This window comes from Sediminispirochaeta bajacaliforniensis DSM 16054, assembly GCF_000378205.1.
Taxonomy (GTDB): domain Bacteria; phylum Spirochaetota; class Spirochaetia; order DSM-16054; family Sediminispirochaetaceae; genus Sediminispirochaeta; species Sediminispirochaeta bajacaliforniensis.
The window spans coordinates 36739-57863 of record NZ_KB899421.1 but is presented as its reverse complement, the minus strand read 5'-3'; the positions used below and the strand labels follow the sequence as shown (position 1 = coordinate 57863).

Annotated in this window: 17 protein-coding genes and 1 pseudogene; all 18 read right to left on the bottom strand. The window is 48.1% G+C overall.

Translation table 11 applies throughout. The features are described from left to right. Positions 1 to 69 precede the first annotated feature (69 nt). Complete coding sequence (gene murJ / locus F459_RS0115430; protein ID WP_020613620.1) at positions 70 to 1656, bottom strand: murein biosynthesis integral membrane protein MurJ; 1587 nt, start codon at positions 1654 to 1656, stop codon at positions 70 to 72. Positions 1657 to 1661: 5 nt separating this feature from the next. After that, positions 1662 to 2786 (bottom strand): tRNA guanosine(34) transglycosylase Tgt, encoded by a 1125-nt coding sequence (gene tgt / locus F459_RS0115425; protein WP_020613619.1) that lies wholly within the window; start codon positions 2784 to 2786, stop codon positions 1662 to 1664. 17 nt (positions 2787 to 2803) lie between these two features. Then, positions 2804 to 3886 carry an LptF/LptG family permease gene (locus F459_RS0115420; protein WP_020613618.1) on the bottom strand — a complete coding sequence of 361 codons (1083 nt, stop codon included), beginning with the start codon at positions 3884 to 3886 and terminating at the stop codon, positions 2804 to 2806. Next, positions 3883 to 5028 (bottom strand): LptF/LptG family permease, encoded by a 1146-nt coding sequence (locus tag F459_RS0115415; RefSeq protein ID WP_020613617.1) that lies wholly within the window; start codon positions 5026 to 5028, stop codon positions 3883 to 3885. Before F459_RS0115415 ends, F459_RS0115420 begins: the two co-directional genes overlap by 4 nt. Further along, positions 5025 to 5462, bottom strand: a complete 438-nt coding sequence (gene dut / locus F459_RS0115410) for a dUTP diphosphatase (RefSeq protein ID WP_020613616.1) — start codon at positions 5460 to 5462, stop codon at positions 5025 to 5027. The genes F459_RS0115415 and dut overlap by 4 nt, the downstream gene beginning before the upstream one ends. A gap of 33 nt (positions 5463 to 5495) precedes the next feature. Continuing rightward, positions 5496 to 7589: a polyribonucleotide nucleotidyltransferase gene (pnp, locus tag F459_RS0115405; RefSeq protein WP_020613615.1), complete on the bottom strand. Its 2094-nt coding sequence runs from the start codon at positions 7587 to 7589 to the stop codon at positions 5496 to 5498. Positions 7590 to 7606: 17 nt separating this feature from the next. Next, positions 7607 to 7873, bottom strand: coding sequence for a 30S ribosomal protein S15 (gene rpsO / locus F459_RS0115400; RefSeq protein ID WP_013254618.1), 267 nt, complete (start codon positions 7871 to 7873; stop codon positions 7607 to 7609). Positions 7874 to 7882: 9 nt separating this feature from the next. Continuing rightward, a complete protein-coding gene (locus F459_RS0115395) occupies positions 7883 to 8680 on the bottom strand; it encodes an FAD synthetase family protein (protein ID WP_020613614.1) in 798 nt (265 codons plus the stop codon). A 9-nt stretch (positions 8681 to 8689) separates the two neighbouring features. Next, a complete protein-coding gene (gene truB, locus F459_RS0115390) occupies positions 8690 to 9589 on the bottom strand; it encodes a tRNA pseudouridine(55) synthase TruB (RefSeq protein ID WP_020613613.1) in 900 nt (299 codons plus the stop codon). 1 nt (position 9590) lies between these two features. Beyond that, positions 9591 to 9941 carry a 30S ribosome-binding factor RbfA gene (rbfA, locus tag F459_RS0115385; protein ID WP_013254615.1) on the bottom strand — a complete coding sequence of 117 codons (351 nt, stop codon included), beginning with the start codon at positions 9939 to 9941 and terminating at the stop codon, positions 9591 to 9593. A gap of 7 nt (positions 9942 to 9948) precedes the next feature. Beyond that, positions 9949 to 12510, bottom strand: a complete 2562-nt coding sequence (gene infB / locus F459_RS0115380) for a translation initiation factor IF-2 (RefSeq protein ID WP_020613612.1) — start codon at positions 12508 to 12510, stop codon at positions 9949 to 9951. Between the two features lie 34 nt (positions 12511 to 12544). Next, positions 12545 to 14035: a transcription termination factor NusA gene (nusA, locus tag F459_RS0115375; RefSeq protein ID WP_020613611.1), complete on the bottom strand. Its 1491-nt coding sequence runs from the start codon at positions 14033 to 14035 to the stop codon at positions 12545 to 12547. After that, a complete protein-coding gene (gene rimP / locus F459_RS0115370) occupies positions 14036 to 14509 on the bottom strand; it encodes a ribosome maturation factor RimP (protein ID WP_169517957.1) in 474 nt (157 codons plus the stop codon). 97 nt (positions 14510 to 14606) lie between these two features. Beyond that, complete coding sequence (locus F459_RS0115365; RefSeq protein WP_245540197.1) at positions 14607 to 15134, bottom strand: ComF family protein; 528 nt, start codon at positions 15132 to 15134, stop codon at positions 14607 to 14609. After that, positions 15135 to 15353 (bottom strand): annotated as a pseudogene (locus F459_RS24465) (double zinc ribbon domain-containing protein); the annotation flags it as partial. It lies immediately after the preceding gene. Positions 15354 to 15380: 27 nt separating this feature from the next. Next, complete coding sequence (gene mutS / locus F459_RS0115360; protein ID WP_154651705.1) at positions 15381 to 17948, bottom strand: DNA mismatch repair protein MutS; 2568 nt, start codon at positions 17946 to 17948, stop codon at positions 15381 to 15383. Positions 17949 to 17981: 33 nt separating this feature from the next. Then, on the bottom strand, positions 17982 to 18542 hold the full coding sequence (locus F459_RS0115355; protein WP_245540194.1) for an OmpH family outer membrane protein: 561 nt from the start codon (positions 18540 to 18542) through the stop codon (positions 17982 to 17984). Between the two features lie 12 nt (positions 18543 to 18554). Beyond that, entirely contained in the window at positions 18555 to 21098 is a 2544-nt protein-coding gene (bamA, locus tag F459_RS0115350; RefSeq protein WP_020613606.1) for an outer membrane protein assembly factor BamA, read from the bottom strand. Positions 21099 to 21125 lie beyond the last annotated feature (27 nt).

Below are 21125 nucleotides of genomic sequence, written 5' to 3'. Positions count from 1 at the left end.
AAGAAGATGTCACAAGAATAAAGAAACAAAAGCATGCCATTATTGTGAGCTGTTTTCTTTGAAAAAAGATCATCGCTTTTTCCTTATCCGCAAAAGTGCAAAAATGCGATCGACCATTTCGACCTGCATAAGCTTATACATCATCAGAATGAGAATCGATGAGATGCAAAATTCCACACCGAGACAGACGACCCCCTTTATATTCGAGCCTGTGGCCCACCACCCTCCCAAATAGGTGTTGGCGGCATATGCAAAGAGAAGAAAGGGGATCATGGAAAGAAAAACCTTCTTAATGGTGGAGAAAACCATTTTTGAATCGAAGCCTCTCAATTTTTTGGCGGCAAAGAATATCAGAATGAGAAATCCAACGGTAAAGGATATGGAATTGGCAACGGCAAGGCCGGTAACGCCGAGAACAGTTTCTTTCAGAATAAGCGAAAGAATGATATCCACCGTGGCGACCACACAGGCTACGATAAATGGAAGACGGTAATTACGGATGGAATAGAAAAAACGCTGAAGGAAATTGAAAGCACCGACGCTAAAAAGTCCCCAACAGTATCCTGTCAAGACCGAAGCTGTCAGAAAGGTATCGTCGGCATAGAATTTTCCGCGTTGCAAGGCCATGCTGATTGTCTCCTTGCCGAAAAAAGAGAGGAACAGGGCCGAGGGAATAAGTAATACAAAAAGAAAGCGGATACCGTATTGAAGGGTATCCCGAAGGCCGGAGAGATCGTTATTACCTGCCTGTCTGCTCATCTTCGGGAACAAGACCGTGGTCACCGATGCAGAGAAGATCCCAAAGGGAAGCTGCCAAAACACCATGGCGTATGAGAGTGCGGAAACGCTTCCAGTCGTTAAGCCAGAGGCAAAAATATAGGCAATCTGCTGGTTGATGGTAAAGATTGATGAGGTGGCAAGTACCGGCAACCAGCGATGCAGAATCTTTACGAAGTCATCGCTTCTAAAGTGAAAAGAGGGTGAAAACCGATATCCCAAGCGCATGGCCTGAGGGATCTGAAAGAGGATTTGCCCCACCCCTCCAGCCAAAACCCCGACGGCCATAGAGAACACCCCCAGGCTCCGATGAAATATCAAAATAGAGCTGATGACCGAGATGGAAAAAAAGATAGGGGTGAATGCCGGAATGAAGAATCGGTCGTGGCTGTTCAAGAGCCCCATTAACACACTGCTTACGCTGATAAGGAGGAGATAAACGATGAAATAGCGAAAAAGGTCGATAGAAAGCGCGATTTGGGCGGGATCTTTGAACTGGGTCACCACGTGACGTACCAATGGCTCGGCAAAAATGATGGCAAGAATGGTAAAGGGGATCAGAATAAGCAACTGAAACGTGATAAGCGTTCGTACAAGAAGCGAGGACCGACTTCTTTTTGCATCTTCGTTGACGATTGTTTCACTCAGGACCGGAATAAAGGCACTGCTGAGGGCCCCCTCGGCCAAAAGCTTCCTCAGGTTATTGGGCACTGCAAAGGTTGCGTTTATGACATCAGCCTTGCCGCCTGCACCGAAAATTGCCGTAATGACGGCAGTACGAACAAAACCGAGAATTCTGGATACAAAAGTGCACAACATGACAATCATTGTAAAGAAGGTGCTATCGCGTCTGCCAGTTGCTGTTTCCGGCTGCTTCATTCGATTTAGTTTCCTTTTTTCAAATATCGGTCGAGAAAGTCCTTCTTGAAAGAGGAAAATCGATCTTCACGAATTGAGTGTCTGATCTCGACCATAAGGTCATAGAGGAACTGGAGGTTGTGTTCGGTCGCCAGCATGGGGCCGAAGAGCTCTCCGGCTTTAAACAGATGGCGCATATAGCCACGCGAGTACCTGGTGCATGCCTGGCAGGTACACCCCTCCTCGATGGGACCTTTATCCAATGCATGCCCGGCTTTTTTCAGGTTTATCATACCGTCTTTCGTAAACACTGTCCCATTTCTTGCCGTACGTGTTGCAAACACACAATCGAAAAGGTCGATACCGTTTTCCACTGCGGCAAAAATGTAGTCGGGGGTTCCGATTCCCATGAGATACCGTGGTTTTTCCGGTGGAAGGAATTGTGAGGTATAGGCAAGGTACTCTTCGAATGTTTCTTTTGGTTCTCCTACTGAAAGACCGCCAATGGCAATACCGGGGAAATCAAGTTCGATAATTTCTTCGCTGCTGATCTTCCGAAGGTCTTTGAAAAAATTACCTTGAATGATGCCGAACAGCTTTCCCTCAAACCCCGCTTCCCGCTCTATATCCCAACGCGCCTTGCTTCGTTTCGCCCAAGCTGTTGTTCGGCGGCATGCTTCAATGGCCTTTTTGTAGCTGATTTCAGGTGGTGTACATTCGTCAAGGCACATCATGATATCGCTACCAAGGGTCCTTTGAAATTCAACCACACTTTCGGGCGTAAGGTGGTGGTAGGATCCGTCTATGTGACTTCGAAAACGAACTCCCTCATCACGTATTTTTCGAAAGGGTGCAAGACTAAAAACCTGAAAACCTCCACTGTCGGTGAGGATATTGTGGGGCCAGGAGGAGAAGGCGTGAAGACCTCCATATGTCTCAAATACCTCCTTCCCTGGTCTGAGATAGAGATGGTAGGTATTTCCGAGGATCAGGCGGTAGCCCATATTGTCGACGGCTGCATGGCTAATCGCTTTTACCGTTCCGTTTGTTCCGACGGGCATAAAGGCAGGAACCTCAATTGTTCCGTGCGGCAAGGCAAGTGTTCCCGTCCGCGCAGCCGTAAGCGTATCGTTATGGTCTATTGTGAGCATGAAAAATACTCCGCTATTTAAGATTTTGCCTTTTTCAGGAGAAAAAGTGAGATACAGAGAAAAAGAAGAGCGCTGGTCCATGCCCCGGTAATCGGTCTGATGATTCCCAACTGGGCAAAAAGTACCAGGACCATTTCGCTAACATAATATAACACGGAAACGATGACGCTGGAAAGCAGGCTCATAAGCAAAATATTTTTTTTGAAATATCCACTTAACGAGATGGAGAGAAGGGTAACAATTAACGGCGTAAGGGAAAACGAAAAACGTTCGTAGTATGCCGTCAACTCCTTGTGATAGCGTTCACTACCGCTCTTACGAAGCCGTTCGATCCATACTTTGGCCTCTTTCCTTTGCAGCTCATTAACCGATCCAATCTGTTTCCGGAAACTCGAGGGAGATTCCGAAAGTTCGGGATTTCGATAGGTGAGAAAAAATTGCTCCGTAACTCTCTTATCAGATAAAACTTCAAAAAGTCTTACCCGATGAAACACCCACAACCCCGATTCATCATACTGAGCCCATTCACTTTCTATTCGCTTCTTGAAGTTACCTTGTGAATCGCGTATGAGTACGCTGACTCCGGTTAGGGACTCATTTTTAGCATTATAGTAATCTATCTTGTAAAGAAATCTTCCCTCACCGGAAAGAATGACGACATTATTGTTATTGCCCACGGACGAACGTCCGGAAAGGCGGTCGGTCAGTATTTGCTTCTGAGCGCTTTTCGGGATAACAAGGTGTTCCTGAAAAAAGTAACTACCAACAGATAAAAGAGCAGACAAGGCGATAATCGGCACCGCAAAGCGGAGGAGTGATATTCCGGATGAAAATAGTGCCAGCAACTCGTTATTCGCCTGATATGATCCGAGGGTGAAGGCGATTGCAAAGAGTATCGAGGGCGGTAGGGCAAGGGTAAGCGCCTTGGGATAATAGAGAAGTGACGTGAAAAGTATCTCAGCAAGCACTGCATCGTTCTGCAGGTAGCGCCAGAGATTTGAGAAGAGTTCCACCAGAACAACAACAAAGGAAAAGAGGATGAGCGAAAGAAGTAACATATGGAAAAATGCCCGTAGAACCATCAGATCAAGCTTTTTCATCGATGGCTCCTTGAAAGGTATATCAACAATCCGATAAAGGCTATGAAGATATTTGGAAACCACATGGCCAGGGCCGCTGATACTTGAAAGCGGACACCGATTGTCTGACCGACAATCAGAAGCATCCAGTAAAAAGCCGCGGCAAATAAGCCCAGCACAAAGCCGACCCATCTTCCACTTCTCTTTGGTAAGAGGCCTGCTGGAAAAGCAAAAAACATAAAGGTAAAACAGCCGAGGGGAATTGCAAGCTTTTTATAGAATTCGATTCTATACAGCTGCAGAGTGCGGTCAAAGCGTTTTATGTTCTGCTCTTCCTTTTTCTTCGCTTCCATCGTCTGAATTTCCCCATACAGAGCAGCCGTACTCATTTCTCTGGGGGTCAGGTTGTTAATGGAATAGGTAAAGGAGGATAGGAGAATATTATATTCCATCGTATCGGCGGTAAAATAGTCGAAATCCCCCTCCCCTTTCTTTGCCGTATGACCCAATACCTCTTCAAGTCTGAGGCTGATAACGCCGTTTTCCTTTTCATCCTGCTCGAGATATGCTCTTTTTGCCGAAAGCATTCTTTCGTTCTGATCTTCGTCATGGTCAAGGATCACAAGATCGGAAATTTCCCTATCTGAGATTGCACCGGTTACCAGAACGGTATCTTTATAGCGCCTGACAGCATAAGGCTCCAATTCCAGGGCCGGATTCGAATAGAGAATATCGCGGTATAGTCTTCCGAACTGGACCGTCCCCCTCGGAAGAAGAACATCATTTGAAAAAAAAGAAATTCCGGATAATATAAGGCCGAGCAACATGACGGGGAAAAAAAGTCTGAGATGGGAAACGCCAAGGGCCCGAAAAGCGGTAATCTCATTATCGGAGGAAAATCGTCCTATAGCCATGACGGTGCCGAGCAGAGCGGAAAAGGGAAAGGTAAAGGCAAGAATGGCAGGAAGCGAATAGAGGATTAAAAGAAAGACTTTCGTTACTCCTACTCTCTTCGATAGAACTTCCTCTGCAAGTAGAAGCAACTGATTCACGAAAAAGATAAAAAAGAAAAAAATGAAGGCAATACAGAAAGAGAAAAAGAACTCTTTCAGTATGTATGCATCGGCAATCCGAAACCGTAAGGATGTATGCCGGAGGATCATATTCCTGTTGAGCCGAAGCCCCCATGCCCACGATCGGACTGTTCCAACTCTTCTATTTGTATGAACTCAGCCTGTACAACGGGAGCAAACACCAGTTGTGCAATCCTCATCCCCGGTTCAACAGAGAAGGATTCATGCCCTAGGTTGATGAGGATGATTTTAATCTCTCCCCGGTAATCGCAATCAATGGTTCCGGGGGTGTTAAGCACCGTCAGTCCGTTACGGGCAGCAAGTCCCGACCGGGGACGCACCTGGGCTTCAAAACCCTCGGGAATCTGAACCCGGACACCGGTGGGAATCATTGCGCGCTCCCCCGGCGGCAGGATTACGGGCTCGGCGATATCGGCATGAAGATCGGCTCCGGAAGCATGGGCCGAAGCATACTGAGGCATCAGCTGTGCATCAAATGTTCCGTGAACAATAATCTTCGTCATTAGACCGAACCGCCTTTCCCTATTATATCGAAATCATTTCGCCTCTTCGGCTTCCAAAGCATCGATGTAGCTGAGATTGAGCCGACCCTGTCGATCGATCTCAATCAACTTCACCGGAATCTTCTGATCAACGGCCAAAACATCGCTTACCGAATTCACCCGTTTTCTGGAGAGCTTCGAGATGTGGCATAAGCCCTCTTTACCGGGAAGAATTTCAACGAAAGCACCAAAATCCATGATACGCTTGACCGTTCCCTCATAGATCTTTCCTACTTCGGGTTCTTCCACAATTGCCTTGATAAATTCTCTGGCCTTCTCGGCTTTTTCTTTTGTTTTTCCGAAGATTGTAACGGTACCGTTATCATCGATATTGACCTCGGAACCGCTCTGTTCGGCAATGGCTTTTATGGTTTTTCCTCCGGGGCCGATAATGGCACCAATCTTGTCGACATCGACCTTCAAGGAAAGAATCTTCGGGGCAAAGTCGGAGACATCACTTACCGGTTCTTTGAGGGTCGCATTCATGATACCGAGGATATGCATTCTGCCCTTTTTGGCCTGCTCGAGAGCACGCTTCATCAGATCACTTGATATTCCGGCAATTTTTATATCCATCTGAAAGGCGGTTATACCGTCTTCGGTTCCGGCAACCTTAAAATCCATGTCACCGAGGTGATCTTCCTCACCAAGGATGTCGGTGAGAACGGCTGCCCGATCCCCTTCACTAACCAAGCCCATGGCAATACCGGCGACAGGCTTTCTTATGGGAACTCCGGCATGAAGCAGGCTCAAGGTTCCGCCGCAAACGGTGGCCATTGAAGAAGAGCCGTTGGATTCGAGGATCTCACTTACCACACGTATGGTATAGGGAAAATCCTTTTTCTGGGGTAAAACGGCTTCAAGGGCTCTGTGGGCCAAATGCCCATGGCCTATCTCCCGTCTACCTGTGGTAAGACGCCCCGTTTCTCCAACCGAAAAGGGTGGGAAGTTGTAATGGAGCATGAAATTTTCGTAGGTCTTATCACCATCGATATTGTCCATCATCTGCTCGTCGTAGACGGTTCCCAGGGTCGTCACCGCAAGAGACTGGGTCTCTCCTCTGGTAAAAAGGGCACTTCCGTGGGCTCTGTCAAGAATCCCCACTTCACAGGTGATGGGGCGAACGGTTTCAAGGTCCCGTCCGTCGGTTCGTACTCCCTTATCGAGAATAGAACTGCGGACCACCTTTGTTTCCATCTCTTCCATCAGGGCATTGAAAAGGCGTTCATTATCTTCATTCAAATCGCCGGCAAAAGCCTCCGCCGTTTCCGTCTTCACGGTCTTAACGGCAGCACCCCGGTTCATCTTGCCCTTTACAAAACAGGCGGCTTCCATCTTGGGATAAGCAAAATCCCACATCTCCTGTCGTCTTTCAAGTTTCTTCTCTTCAACGACCAGAGGAAGTTTCTCTTTGCCGGCCAGAGCCATAAGCTGTTCCTGGGCTTCACAAAGCTTTTTGATGGCCGGTTCGGCAAGTGCGATGGCCGACAGCAGGAGTTCTTCAGGAACCTCTTTTGCACCACCTTCTACCATGGTAATACCATCTTTGGTACCACTTACCACAATTTCCAAGGTACATCGGGATATCTGATCGAAGCTTGGGTTGATGATCAGCTCGTCATCGACATTGGCAATACGTACGGCACCCACGGGGCCGGCAAAGGGAATATCAGATACGCAAACCGCGGCACTCGCGGCGTTCATGGCGACAATATCGGGTGGATTAATCTGATCAGCACTCACCGTTGTCGGGATGATTTGGAGTTCCCGCTTGAAGTCTTTGGAAAAAAGAGGCCTCATAGGGCGATCGATAAGACGACTTACAAGAATTTCTTTATCCTTCGGTCGTCCTTCTCGTTTTAGAAAGCCACCGGGTATCTTCCCGGCGGCATAATATTTCTCATTATATTCTACCTGGAGAGGTACAAAATCAAGACTCTCCATGGGACTACTTCCGCAGCAGACGGTTGCAAGAACCGCACTACCCTCATATTTGGCAAATACGGCACCGTTTGCCTGCTTCGCCATTCGTCCGGTTTCCAGAATCAAATCCCTTCCACCGATAGAAACTGTTACTTGATGTGGCATGTAATAAATCCTTATAACTATTTTCTGAGGTTGAGCTTTTCGATCAGCGCCCTATACCCGTCAAGGTTAACACGCTTAAGGTATTTCAAAAGTTTTCTTCGCTGGCCTACAAGTTTGAGCAGACCTCTCCTGCTCGCGTGGTCTTTTTTATGTGTCTTGAAATGCTCGGTCAAGTCTTCAATCCGAGCGGTAAGAAGGGCCACCTGAACTTCGGTCGAACCACTATTTTTCTCATTTCCGCCAAACTCTTTGATGATCTCCAGCTTCTTTTCCTTGGTCAACATGATTGTACGTCACTCCTCGTTCGTTACGAATTGAATATTGTGGACAGGACCTTTGTAGCAGTTGGGCCTGATCCATCTGACGAACGCTTCATCAATAGAAAGCGTCGTTAAAACGGCTTGCTCACCGTTTTTCGAAATGTACACCTGATAGGACCCTGGTGGCGGCAGGACCTGCTGTACATCCTTTTTGTCTATGGTAATGGCTTTTACTCCCATACGTTGAGGTAGGTCGGCCACGTCGAGAGTGAAAGCTCTTTCTGTCATCATCCGAACGGAGACAAAATCGCCTTCCTGAATTGCCGCTCGGATACGCGTACTGCTTATTGTTCTGTTCCGCCATGCCAAAGGCTGTGGAATCATTACCTCGATGTTACGGGATGTCAGAAAACCCCGAACATCGTACGCACTGGCAGAACCGCCTCTCCCGCAACGAAAATTATCGCCAAGCACAACGGCCTGTACCGGGATACGCTTGATAATCGCAGTAAAGAAATCTTTCCCTGTCAGTTTACTGAAATCATTGGAAAAGTCAATGAGAACGATATTGGTGATTCCCAAGCGCTTAAGCTCCTCTATCTTCTGGAACCTTGTCATAAGATCACCGGGAAAGTGTCCGGAACGCAATATACGGCGCGGATTTTCGGAAAAGGTAAAGATCCATTTCTGAGTATGAGGGAAACGCTCCATGCAAGAAATAAGCAGTTTATGCCCGGCATGGACCCCGTCGAAGACCCCTACACTGATTGTCGACTGCTGCGAAATATGCGGCGGATCTTCTATGAATTCTGCCCAGGAGTAGATACCCATCTTGCTTTCCTATGTTCCAACCACAAAGTCAAAGGCAAACCCCTTTTCGCTACGATTGAGAGAAGCAGCAAGTGCTCCTTCTTCGGAAAAAAGGAGGTAATGCCGATCCAAAGCCCTTTCCGTTTCGGCCGTAAATAGCTTGGAGAGAAAAGTCTGTGGAGGCATAATTCCGTTGGTGATACGCCTGTGCATGGCCCCATCGACACGGGCAACGGCAAAGCGATCCTGCATCTCGGAGAACCATCGATACCCACCTGCAAGATGGCGATCGGGATCAAAGAGTTCCGGGGCGACCGCATCACAAACCGCAAACCGTCCCAGTTGGGTCCTCCGAAGGGAAAGAAGGTAGCCACAAGATCCGGCAGCAAGGGCAATATCTCTGGCAAGGGATCGTATATAGGTTCCTTTTGAGCAGGTTACCCTGATTACGGCTTTCTTCCCATCGAAAGCCATAATTTCAAGATTATGAATTGTCACATGCCGTGGAGTCATCTCCACCGATTCTCCGCGCAGAGCACGTTTATAGGCCCGCTCTCCCTTTACATGAAGTGCCGAAAAAAACGGCGGCTTCTGTAATATATTACCAGTGAAGTCATGAATTACGGAAAAAAGCTTATCCCGACAAGGGAGCGGCTCTTGGCGAATAACGCGCCCTTCGGGGTCGAGAGTGTCGGTTTGACTGCCGAAAAGAATGGTTGCTTCGTAGCTTTTATCTTCCGTCGTGATAAAACCGGCAAGCCGTGTGTAGCTTCCGGCGCATACAACGAGCAGACCAGAGGCAAATTTATCAAGCGTTCCTGTATGACCGACTTTTATTCCTTTTCCGAGTCGTTTTTTTATTGGATACAGTGCTCCGAAAGAGGTAACTCCTTCGGGTTTATCTATAAGAATAAGCCCAGAGGATCTCAACTTAGCGGTCCAACTCCTCAAGCTTCCTGGTCATCTCGACTCCAAGTTCGATCGAATGATCTTCAAAAAAACGGAGTTTTGGGGTATTTTTCGTCTTTATTTGACGGGCTACGCGAGCCTGAATAAAACCGGCAGCGTGATTAAGCGCCTGCACTCCCTCTTCAAGGGAGTGCTCCCCCGCCAGCGATGAGATATATACCTTTGCATAGGCGATATCCTTGGAAACTTCCACCCGTGTTACCGTCATAGTTTCGGTAACACGGGGGTCCTTAATCATCTGCCGAAGGATCATCATTCCAATCTCATTTTGAATGGAAGATTCGACCCTTCTCAGCCGTATGTTTTCAGCCATCGGGTTCCTATAGCTTCTTTGCTATTTCGCGAACTTCGTAAACCTCCAGGGTGTCACCAACCTTGAGATCGTTGAAGTTTTCAACACCGAGACCACATTCGTATCCTGCATCGACTTCTTTTGCATCGTCTTTAAAACGCTTCAACGAACTGATCTTACCTGAGTGAATTTCGATATGCTCACGATAGACCCGAACGAGAGCATTCCGTCTCGCCTTTCCATTGGTGACGTAGCAACCGGCGATAACCCCGATCTTCGGGACCTTGAAGGTATCTCGAACTTCGACGGTACCGATAACCTCCTCCTGAAGGTCGGGTGCCAACATTCCTTCCATTGCCGACCGAATGTCCTCGACCGCGTCGTAAATGACATTATATTTCCTTATATCGACCTTTTCCCGTTCGGCGATCATCTGGGCCTTCGGAGTCGGACGAACGTGGAAGCCAACGATAATTGCATTCGAAGCTGCAGCAAGATTGACGTCGTTCTCGACGATGGCACCTGCTGCTGCATGGATAACGACAAGATGAATCTCCTTCGTAGAGAGTTTTTCCAGTGCCGTCTGCAGGGCCTCTACCGAACCGTGGACATCACCCTTAACGACGACCTTAAGCTCCTGAATGGATCCTTCCTGGATGGAATCGTAGAGGTTGTCGAGGGTGATCTTTTTAACATTCTGAGCCTCACCCTGTTTCTCGAGCTCCTGGCGCTTGGCACCCACCTGACGAGCCTGACGTTCGGTTTCTGTAACCTGAAAGGGACTCCCCGCATCGGGAATTCCGGTAAAACCGAGAATCTCAACCGGAGTCGCCGGTGGTGCCTCGTCGATTTTTTCACCCTTATCATTGAACAGCGCCCGCACCTTTCCCGGATAGACTCCCGCGACAAAGGCGTCACCAACCCGAAGCGTTCCTCGCTGGACAATAACCGTCGAGACGATACCCCGGCCATGGTCAACCTTGGACTCGATGACCTTTCCCTCGGCCCGGCATGTATAATTTGCCTTTAGTTCAAGGAGTTCGGCCTGGAGAAGGACCGTTTCGAGCAGGCTGTCGATTCCCGTCTTTTTCAGGGCGGAAATCTCGCAGAAAAGCGTACTTCCTCCCCAAGCTTCCGGGATAAGATCGTACTCGGAAAGCTGCTGTTTCACCCGATCGATATTTGCATCGGCAAGATCGACCTTGTTGACGGCAACGATGATGGGAACCTTGGCTTCCTTTGCATGGTGGATAGCTTCGATCGTTTGAGGCATTACACCATCGTTTGCAGCAACAACAAGAATAACAATATCGGTAATCTGAGCCCCTCTTGCTCGCATGAGGGTAAAAGCTTCATGACCGGGAGTATCGAGGAAGACAACCTCATGATCCCTGACCTTTACCTTATATGCACCAATATGCTGGGTAATACCGCCGAACTCACCTGCCACCACATTTGTGGAACGTATGGCATCGAGCAGTTTGGTTTTTCCATGATCGACATGTCCCATGACGGTAACAATCGGAGGACGTTCCCGAAGGTCTTCATCATTGTCTTTTTCAGTCTCGATGAGAGTTTCATCGTACAAGCTGACAATCTTAACGTTGCAGCTATATTCGGAAGCGAGAATCTCGGCGGTCTCGGCATCGATCTGTTGATTAATGGTAACCATCATCCCCATTTCCATCAACTTACCGATGAGCTCTGATGCCTTAAGGTTCATCTTACGAGCCAACTCAGATACCGTAATGACCTCCATGATCTCAATTTCTTTCGGTACGGGATTGGCCCGCTTCACCTGCTTTTTCTTTATCTGGAAGGATTTTTCCTGAACATCATCCCTCTTTGATTTCTGATAGGCAGTCTTTTTCTTAGCCTTGTAGAATTTTTTTCCACCCTGCTTTTTTCCTGCACTCAGACTATCGTCCGTAGACTTACCCCCGGCAGGTGCAGATCCGGGTCCTCTTCTTTGTCCACCCTGAGGAGCTGTGCCCGGGCCGCGACGAGGGCCTCGGGGGGGAGGTCCCGATGGACCTCTGCGTGGTCCGCCGGTAGGGGCTCCACCCTGTCGTCTCGGAGCCGGACCTCCGCCGCGCCTCTGCTGGGAGGAATCAGGACCGCTCGGTCTGCGGTCAAACGATCGTCGCTGATCGCTTCCGCCTTCCCGGTTTGAGTTCCTATTTTGGAAACCGCGATTATCCCGATTATCCCTGTTGTTGTCACGATTATCACGATTATTATAAGGGCGACGATCCTGTGAACCATTAGGGCGGGAATTCGTCTGGGGATGAGTGTTTTGCCTCGGTCTTTGGGGCGGCCTATCTTCTGTTCCTGTTCCCCGACCGGAATCCGCTGTCCGAGGTGCCTGAGGGGAACTGACGGCTTGCTTTTCCTGTTCGACCGGTACAGGCTCCTCTTTCTTTGCAACAACCTTCGGCACGGTTTTCTTCGTCTTCTTTTTTACAACGACAACCTTTTTCTTGTCGTTCTTATCCGTGCGATCTTCCTGTGAGAAAGAACCTGCCGACGGTTTTCGATGCTTGATGAGGGTTGCTTTCGGTTTCTGCTTCTTATCTTGTTCTTCAGCCATACAGTTCCTTTACTACTCCCGTTAGAGAGGAATCTTATTCCTCCTCTTCTTCGTCTTCATCATTGTCGTCTTCGACTTCAAAGCTTAAACCTACGCCGCAGTTTGGGCAAGAGGTCATATCTATGGTAATCGGGTGTCCGCATTCGGGACACTCGTATGTTTCCTCGGCGGGGTGTTCATGGCTCTCGGTTTGGGCAACGGCTTCCTCTTCCTGCTCCTCAATGATGTCGACATTTTCGGAAATAATGTTTTGTATTGTTTCGACATCCTGTACCGTAACACCTTCCAGTCTTGAAAGATCCTCTCCCGAAAGCCCGACCAAGGTCTCGATAAGTTCAACGCCGTTTTGCATGAGGATTTCCGAAAGTCGTTCGCTGATACCCGGAAGCTCCGAAATACGGCTGATTTCCTCGACGTTCTCATCATCCTCTTCGACATCGTTAAAGAGCGCATTTAGCTCCTTCTTTGTCTCTGCAGAGAGATCCATCTCTTCAAACTGCTCAATAGTCTTTACATCGATATTCCAGTCGACAAGACGATTTGCAAGACGCACATTTAAGCCCTGCTTTCCGATGGCGAGGGAAAGTTGATTCTCCTCTACCACGGCCAAAGCCTGACGTTTTGCCTCATCAAGGATGACAACGTTTTGGACCTCGGCTGGGCTGAGTGCATTTTTAATGAAGGAGCGAGCATCAATGTCGTATTTCAGGATATCGATCTTTTCACCTTCAAGCTCTCGTACCACGGCCTGGATACGCACGCCTTTCATACCGACACATGCACCGACGGGATCTACATCATCCCTGTTTGAGTAGACAGCAATCTTGGTCCGATATCCCGGCTCACGTACAATTTTAAAAATTTCTACGGTTTTGTCGTAGACCTCCGGAACTTCCAGTTCAAAGATGCGCTTCACAAAATCGGTGTGGGTTCTCGATAGAACGATTTGGAGCCCGGAAGGGGATTTACTTACCTCGTAAATAAGGGCCTTGATACGATCGTTGGGGCGATATACCTCCCGAGGGGATTGATAGCGCCGGGGAAGAATTCCCTCGATTTTACCAAGATCAACAAAGATATTGCCGTTACGTTCACGTTGATAATAACCAATAACCATTTCTCCCTCTTTTTCCTTAAATTCGGAATAGAGGGTATCCTTCTGGATTTCCCGCAAGGTTTGTTTCGCTTTCTGTTTTGCACTCTGGACGGCAACACGATCAAACTCTTTCGGATTTATCTCAATAAGCAGCTCATCACCGATTTCACATTCTTCATTATAGGTCAATGCTTCTTTCAGAGGCATTTCCGTAACCGGATCCTCAACATTTTCGACAATTTCTTTTGCAGCAAAAATCGCTACCTCGTTACCATCCTCACTAAAACGTACAACGGCATTCTCCGTAGTACCAAATTTGCGTTTATAAGCGGCAAGGAGAAAATCCTCAATGGTTTTCCTTACCAGTTCTTCCGATATTCCCCGATCCTGAACCAGGGAGCGGATTGCTTCTGCCAAACCAGCGGCCATCTATTTCTTTGCCTCCTGTATATCCACAAGTTTTGCTTTACGTATCGTGTCGTACAAGTAATCTTCTTTCTTCCCATCGGACATTTCAATGACAACCTTTCGTTCGTCGGATTTCATGATTCGTCCGACAATCCACTCGTTTTCTCCTTCCAAAAGGAGGCGCACAAGCGAACCAACAAATATGCCAAATTCGGCACCACATTTCAGATTCCTTGAAATACCCGGTGATGAGACTTCTACATAGATATCCCTATCATCAAGGAGAATTTCAAGTCGGGGAAGAATGGCTTTATGCACCTTCTCACAGTCCGTCAAACCTATACCGGAGTCTCCACCGCTGATAATGACGGAAACATGATGGCGTGAACCGGTTTTCTTTGCGGCAACTTCCACCGTCTTATAGCCGAGTCCTTCAATAATTGGCTCAAGCTCCCCGGTAAGGGGACCTTGCTGATGTTTTGAAAAGTATTCCACGTTCTTTTTTCCCGCAATAAAAAAGGAGTCGCTTTCGACTCCTTCCAGACCGCATGCTGAAATGTTAGATATAAGATAACAGCACACATGATAATAGTCAATCCACCACTATGGTCGTTGCCGAGATTTTTTCTGCCCCGCTATCTCTGAGAGCCGCGGCACACGCCTGGAGCGTTGCGCCGGTTGTCATAACATCGTCAATGATAAGATAATGGGACTCGGCTGAAAGGTGACTCCTTCGCCGTCTCATAACAATAGCCTTTTGCATATTTCCCTCTCGTTCGGCAGCGGTCATCTGCTTTTGCTGACGATTGCCACGTCTTTTGAGAAGATATGCCACGCTGTAGCCATAGTGATGGGAAAGAATGCGGCAGATTGTTTCCACAGGGTCCCAGCCCCTGCTGCGCTTTCCTGCCGATCTGAAGGGAACAGGAACGAGGGTGATCTGGCTTCCAAATGGTTTTATGACCCGTTGGGCAAAAAAATAGGCAAAGAGCGGCGCGAGATCTCGTCGGTTCTTAAACTTATACCAGCGAAGCAGTTCTTTTGCCTTTCCCCGATAGAGGAAAAGGGGTCTATTGGAACGAAAAGACGGAAGGGAAGGAAAATGTCTTCTGCAGCTCATACAAATAGTTTGCTCCGAGACGAGGGGACTTCCGCAGATGCTACATCCCTGTTCAAGTAATTCCTGTTCCAACTCCTGTAAGCACGTCCGGCAGAGAGGAACGGGAGCCCACCGTTCTCCTCCGTGGTGTGGGAAGATATCGGGGATGTAGGGTCTTCCACACAGAAGACATTGCGACGGAAACAAGAGCTGCAAGGCCTCGATAAGAAGAGGGTCCATATACCCTATATGCAGAAAGTAGAGAAATTACTTCATTCTTCCCGAACCAAGCTCTTCTTTCCATCGATACAAAATATCAAGGGCCTTTTTCGGCGTTAAGCTGTCGAGATCAATACTCATAATCTCACTTTCGATCAATTCGGTTTCATTGAAAAGCAGATCACTTTTTTGCGGTCCCTTTTGAGGGGCCATCCCTTTGGGAATCGGACGATCCCTATGTTCAAGTTCAGCCAAAATCTGTCTGGCTCGGGAAAGAACGGGATCCGGGACACCGGCAAGAGAAGCGACATGGATACCGTAGGAACCGGCAGCACACCCCTCTTCGACCTTCTTTAAAAAGATCACCCGATCTCCCTCTTCCTTGACCATAAGGCGAAGTTTTTGTATCGAATCTTGTTGAAGTTCGCTTAGTTCATGAAAATGGGTTGCGAAAAGGGTTTTTGTCTTTCGTTCAATGAGTGCTTCGGAGACAGCCCATGCAATTGCAAGGCCGTCGGTCGTACTGGTCCCCCGACCGACCTCATCCATGATAACGAGGCTCTTCTCACCCGCGGTCCTGAGTATATAGGCCGTTTCATTCATTTCAACAAGAAAGGTCGACTCTCCTCGTGCAAGATTGTCTGAGGCCCCAACCCTACAGAAAATTCTATCGACGATACCAATATTAGCTTCCATTGCAGGAACGAAGGAACCGCACTGGGCCATCAGAACAATGAGGGCCGTCTGCCTGAGGTAGGTCGATTTACCGGCCATGTTGGGTCCTGTTATCAATGCGAAGCTTTTCTTTGCCCCGATATCGATGGAATTCGGGATGAATTCTCCGGCGTTAAGTCCCGCCTCTACAACGGGATGCCGTCCTTCCCGTATGACGATATCGTTGCCGGTATTAATGTCCGGCCGTACATAACCGTGGATGGTTGCCGCATAGGCAAGGGCCTGAAAAAAATCGATATCGCAGATATACTCGGCAAGGGTGTGAAGCAAGGGAAGACGCCTGGCACAGGACTCTCGAAGAGAAAGGAAAAGTTCTTTTTCCAACTGGATCATTTTTTCCGATGCACTGTTTAGTTCCGTCTCAAGCTCCCCCAGCCGTTCGGTGGTAAAGCGTTCAGCACCTACAAGAGACTGACGTCTAATGAAATGCTCGGGAACGAGTGATAAGTTTCCCTTCGTAACCTCAATAAAATGTCCAATAATCTTATTGTATTTGATTTTTAGGTTGGCGATTCCACTCCTGTTCTTTTCATCTTCGAGGTAGTCTGCCAAAACCTTACGACTATCTCGCTTTAGCAACCTGAGGCGATCAAGTTCCTCACTGTAACCCTCCCGTATCATATTCCCCTCGGTCAATAGTACCGAGGGATCATCGCAGATTGCCCTGCGCAGTTCCTTTGCCAGTTCTCCGGCAGCGGAACGGATCTCCGGGGCTAGCATCCATGAGTCGGGAACCCTCATCTCCCCGAATTCTTGGTCGATTTCGAGGATAACAGTGCTCGTGGAAGCAACTGCAGCAAGGTCTTTGGCATGTGCCTTTCCAAGAGCGATTCTGGCCGAAAGTCGCTCCAGATCAAGGACTCCGGAAAGCTTTTTTCGTAGTGACGAAAGGACCATCTGGTTTCTGTAGAGTTCCTCCACCTTATCCAGTCGGAGCGTAATCGCCTTCATATCCCGAAGAGGATGCAGAAGCCTGCTTCTCAGCGTTCTTGCACCGGGAGCCGTACGTGTTTTGTCCAAAACCTGGAAAAGTGTATACGCACTGGAGGCGTCACGCATATTTGAAACGATTTCCAGATTTCGCTGAGTTGATTCATCAAGACCGACGAAATCACTCTCTTCATAACGCACTATCGAACTTATGTGACGAAGATGGTCATGTGCCGTCTCGGATAAATACCCCAGGAGCGTACCACAGGAGTAAACGGCATGGTCATCAGGAAGGATGCCGAACCCCTTAAGGTTAGTTACACCAAAAAGTCTGCGCAGGCGGGCTTCACTGTCACCAAGGTCATAGGACCAGTCGGGATAACGGTTTATCAGAATCTGCCGCTCTTCCAAAATTCGGGCCGTCTCCGGTTCATCTTCGAGTAGACTTTCCTGAACCAGTAACTCGGACGGCTGTAATCTGGCAAGCTCTTTGCGCAGCTTTTCGAAGCGGTTTTCCTTTCCAAGAAGTGTTACCGCAAACTCACCGGTGGAAAGGTCGATATAAGAAAATGAGAGGGCCCCTTCTATCTGTCCCAGGGAAGCAAGATAGTTGTTCCTTCCCCGATCAAGGAAATCTTCATCGACAACGGTCCCTGGAGTGATGACTTCCACCACTTCCCGCTTCGCGATCCCTTTCCCGCCTTGAGGAAGTGCAATCTGTTCGCAGATGGCGATCTTCCTTCCGGCCCGAAGGAGTCTGGGGATGTAGGTGCCGGCGGCATGGTAGGGGATTCCACACATCGGTAACCCGTTCCGCTTTGTAAGGGTCAGTCCGAGAATGGCCGACACCTCTGCCGCATCCCGTTCAAACATCTCATAGAAATCACCGAGACGAAAAAAGAGAACAGCATCCCGGTGCCTCTCTTTGAGGCTCCGGTATTGCTGCATCATGGGGGTTTCCGAGGCCATGGCTAAAAGGCTTTGCTATCGGGAACCGGCGGTCCTGCGGAGATGGTCCAGAACCTTATTGGTGATATCGACTTCGTAATTGTAATAGAGAATATTAGGATCTTTTTTTCTGAAAACGATGGAATATCCCTCACTTTCCGCTATGTACTGGACCGTCTTGATGATCTCTCTGGAGAAATCCGAACTTGTTAGCAAATTTTCTTTTTTGCTCTGTATCCTATCCGACATGATCTTGTTGTACTCTTGCAGATATTCCTGTTTTTTTCTGATCTGTTCCTCAAGTTTAAGAACGAGGAGATCATCGTTTGCATTCTCAGCTTCAATCTTCTGCTGCTTGAGGGCGTTGATTTCATCCATCCTCTGACGAACCGTTTCTTCCATTTTTTTGGTCAGCTCATCAATCTCCCGCCACTCGGTAGATTCTTTGAAATAGTCGCTGACAATCTTAGTCAGATCGACGACCGCAACCATGGTCAGCTTTTCGGCTACAAGGGCACTGGTCCCTCCCCACAAAGCCATCACCATAAGTGTAATCAGGAAAACCGCTTTCTGCGTTCTGCCTTTTATGTAGTTCATCATTGTATCCTCCTAAAAGAGTCCCGTCGTAAGAGAGAGTACCAGCTTCAGCCCCTTTGTGTCATCATCGGGATCGGAAAAAATAGGTCCTCCATCCCACTGAACATTACCTCCCTCATCAAAACTGAAGGTTTTGACCAGGTAGAGTCCCAAGGGTAAACCGGGAATAATAAGCCTGATACCGCCTCCCATGGAAAACTTGAAATCCTCGATTCCCATTTCGGGAAACATATCGAGATCGTCCCATACACCGGTGGTGCTGAAATAGAGGTCCGACCAAAGTAGTTTTTCGCTTATGGGAATTCTTAGTTCAACCCAGTTATCCCAGAGTGCCTCGTTTCCCTTATCGATATCCCATCCCCTGGCAATGGTCATACCATCGGTATAGAGCAATTGACTATCGGATGCATGCACTCCGCTTGTCCACTCTCCTGTGTCCGAATCGTAGTACCATTGGGGAAGAATAAACGATAAGTTGCTTTGGGCGGCGAGGATGGTACGAAAACTCCACTCCTTTCCCACTGGAATGTCGAAGAGTTGTAAAAACCTCTGAGCTTTTGTCTGTGTCTTAATGTAATGAGTACTTCCGAATAAAAGGCCTCCGGTATACGTGAGGGTTTCGCTCAAGAGGCCTCCCCTGGTTGGACTGTAGATATAGTCACGGGTATCCCAGTTGACGCTGGCCCAGAGTTTATTCGTCAGAAGCCAGGTATGTAGGTTTTCTCTGATGGAGGGATTGTATGGTGTATAGAGATCAGGGTCGTAGTCAACGTAACTGATGGAAGAAGTCAAACCGCTTTGCAGGCCGACCCTTCCATAATCGGTATGAAAGGTGTAGCCCCCGTTGGCTCCCAAACTGATTTTCCATTGGTCATACTTCATCAGATAGGCATCATCGATCGATTTGCCGTCGTCGATGGCATTCTCATACTCTTCGCGGGAGGTGTAGGGATCGGGAGCCGCTTCATCATTATCGTACTGTTCTTCCGTAAACGTGGGCCCTTCGGCATCCTGAAGTACATTGTCGTAGAGGTTATGCGCGAAAGAAAAATTGACACCACCCGAAAAACGTTTGTCAAAAAGCCAGTTATCGCTGAAACCGAAGGTGATACTTTGTTCACTATTTGAAACCTGCGCCCCTATGGAAAGCTCCTGTCCCGCACCTCTGAAATTATGGTCGGTCCACTGGAGAAAACCGACAATGGGATACTCACTCACTCCGCCGGTAAAGGTGATCCCGAACTGAATATCGGTCGTCCTTGCCTCTTCAACCGTAAAGACAAGATCCATCAACCCCTCTGCACTGCCATATGGGGTTTCGGGAGAGACCGCGGAGAACAGACCCGTGTTATACAGGTTCTGCATTGCCTGGAGTACCTTATCCTTGCTGAATACATCACCAGTCTCGAGAGGAATTTCCCGATAGAGAACAAAATCCTTTGTCTTTTCATTGCCCTTGAGAATGACATCTTCAATATGGGCTCGTCCCTTTTCCGTGATGTTGAGAAGAAAATCTATGGTTCCTTCCTGTTCGTTACGATTTTCTTTAGGTACGATGGCATTGAAAATATAGCCGTCATTGAAATAAAGGTCGGAAATCTGGGCAAGATCGGCCTGAAAAAGCGGATAATTGATTACGTCTCCCGGTTCAAGCCTTATATAGGTGCCGAGCTCATCGTCTGAGTACAACTGATTCCCGTTGAACGTGATGCCCCCGAATTTCCACTGTCTTCCCTCATTGATATAAAAGGTCAGGATCATGAGTTGTCTTCCGTTTTCAACGGAGGCAACCTCCTTGCCGATATTTACGACCTTTGCATCGATGTACCCCTGTTCCCGATAGAAACGTTCGATGGCCGAACGATCCTGCTGAAGGGAGGCTTCTTTCAGGATCCCACTGGAAAAGAGAGACCGTTCTTTTGATGTCAGTTTTCCGCGCAGCGTATCACTTGAAACAAATTCATTTCCGGAAAATCTGATCTCCTGAACCCGTACCTGACTTCCCTCGGCAACCGTGAAGGTCACTTTCATGGTGTTCGTCGCTTCATTCAGCTGCGTACTGGAGGATACCGATATTTCGGGATAACCCTTTCCCCGATAAAGCTCCTCTATGGCCTTTTCATCGGCCTTGATCTTTACCGTAGTAACAATATCATCCCGCTTCAATTGCACCGCATCGAGGATCTCACCGGTTCGGACCTTCTTATTTCCCTCGATAATAATCTCATCAACAATGGGCCGTTCTGTAACGGTAAGCACCAAAACAACGCTGTTCTTTCCATTGCGCCCCTCCTCCGCATCTACAGAAAAGCGTTGAAAAAAATTGAGGGCGTAAAGTTTACTCTGCAAATCAATCAGGCGACCTTCGGTTAAAGCCTCTCCCACGTATTGCTGTGTGATACCTTTAAGATCCGAAAGTTTGACATGAGAAAGGCCCTCGAAACGAATATCTTCAATCGGCTTGTTGAGATACCACGATTCGGATGATTGTGCCGCAAGGTTAAGTGTTACGGCAGTAAGAATCAACAGTATTGAGAGAAGGCGCTTAAATCGCATAAAAACTCCTTAGCATAGTCATCATTA

What these genes read in the sequence shown, in the direction of transcription:
- murJ (WP_020613620.1), bottom strand. Translation starts at nt 1,656, where the DNA reads ATGAAGCAGCCGGAAACAGCAACTGGCAGACGCGATAGCACCTTCTTT.
- tgt (WP_020613619.1), bottom strand. Translation starts at nt 2,786, where the DNA reads ATGCTCACAATAGACCATAACGATACGCTTACGGCTGCGCGGACGGGA.
- F459_RS0115420 (WP_020613618.1), bottom strand. Translation starts at nt 3,886, where the DNA reads ATGAAAAAGCTTGATCTGATGGTTCTACGGGCATTTTTCCATATGTTA.
- F459_RS0115415 (WP_020613617.1), bottom strand. Translation starts at nt 5,028, where the DNA reads ATGATCCTCCGGCATACATCCTTACGGTTTCGGATTGCCGATGCATAC.
- dut (WP_020613616.1), bottom strand. Translation starts at nt 5,462, where the DNA reads ATGACGAAGATTATTGTTCACGGAACATTTGATGCACAGCTGATGCCT.
- pnp (WP_020613615.1), bottom strand. Translation starts at nt 7,589, where the DNA reads ATGCCACATCAAGTAACAGTTTCTATCGGTGGAAGGGATTTGATTCTG.
- rpsO (WP_013254618.1), bottom strand. Translation starts at nt 7,873, where the DNA reads ATGTTGACCAAGGAAAAGAAGCTGGAGATCATCAAAGAGTTTGGCGGA.
- F459_RS0115395 (WP_020613614.1), bottom strand. Translation starts at nt 8,680, where the DNA reads ATGGGTATCTACTCCTGGGCAGAATTCATAGAAGATCCGCCGCATATT.
- rbfA (WP_013254615.1), bottom strand. Translation starts at nt 9,941, where the DNA reads ATGGCTGAAAACATACGGCTGAGAAGGGTCGAATCTTCCATTCAAAAT.
- infB (WP_020613612.1), bottom strand. Translation starts at nt 12,510, where the DNA reads ATGGCTGAAGAACAAGATAAGAAGCAGAAACCGAAAGCAACCCTCATC.
- nusA (WP_020613611.1), bottom strand. Translation starts at nt 14,035, where the DNA reads ATGGCCGCTGGTTTGGCAGAAGCAATCCGCTCCCTGGTTCAGGATCGG.
- F459_RS0115365 (WP_245540197.1), bottom strand. Translation starts at nt 15,134, where the DNA reads ATGAGCTGCAGAAGACATTTTCCTTCCCTTCCGTCTTTTCGTTCCAAT.
- mutS (WP_154651705.1), bottom strand. Translation starts at nt 17,948, where the DNA reads ATGATGCAGCAATACCGGAGCCTCAAAGAGAGGCACCGGGATGCTGTT.
- F459_RS0115355 (WP_245540194.1), bottom strand. Translation starts at nt 18,542, where the DNA reads ATGAACTACATAAAAGGCAGAACGCAGAAAGCGGTTTTCCTGATTACA.
- bamA (WP_020613606.1), bottom strand. Translation starts at nt 21,098, where the DNA reads ATGCGATTTAAGCGCCTTCTCTCAATACTGTTGATTCTTACTGCCGTA.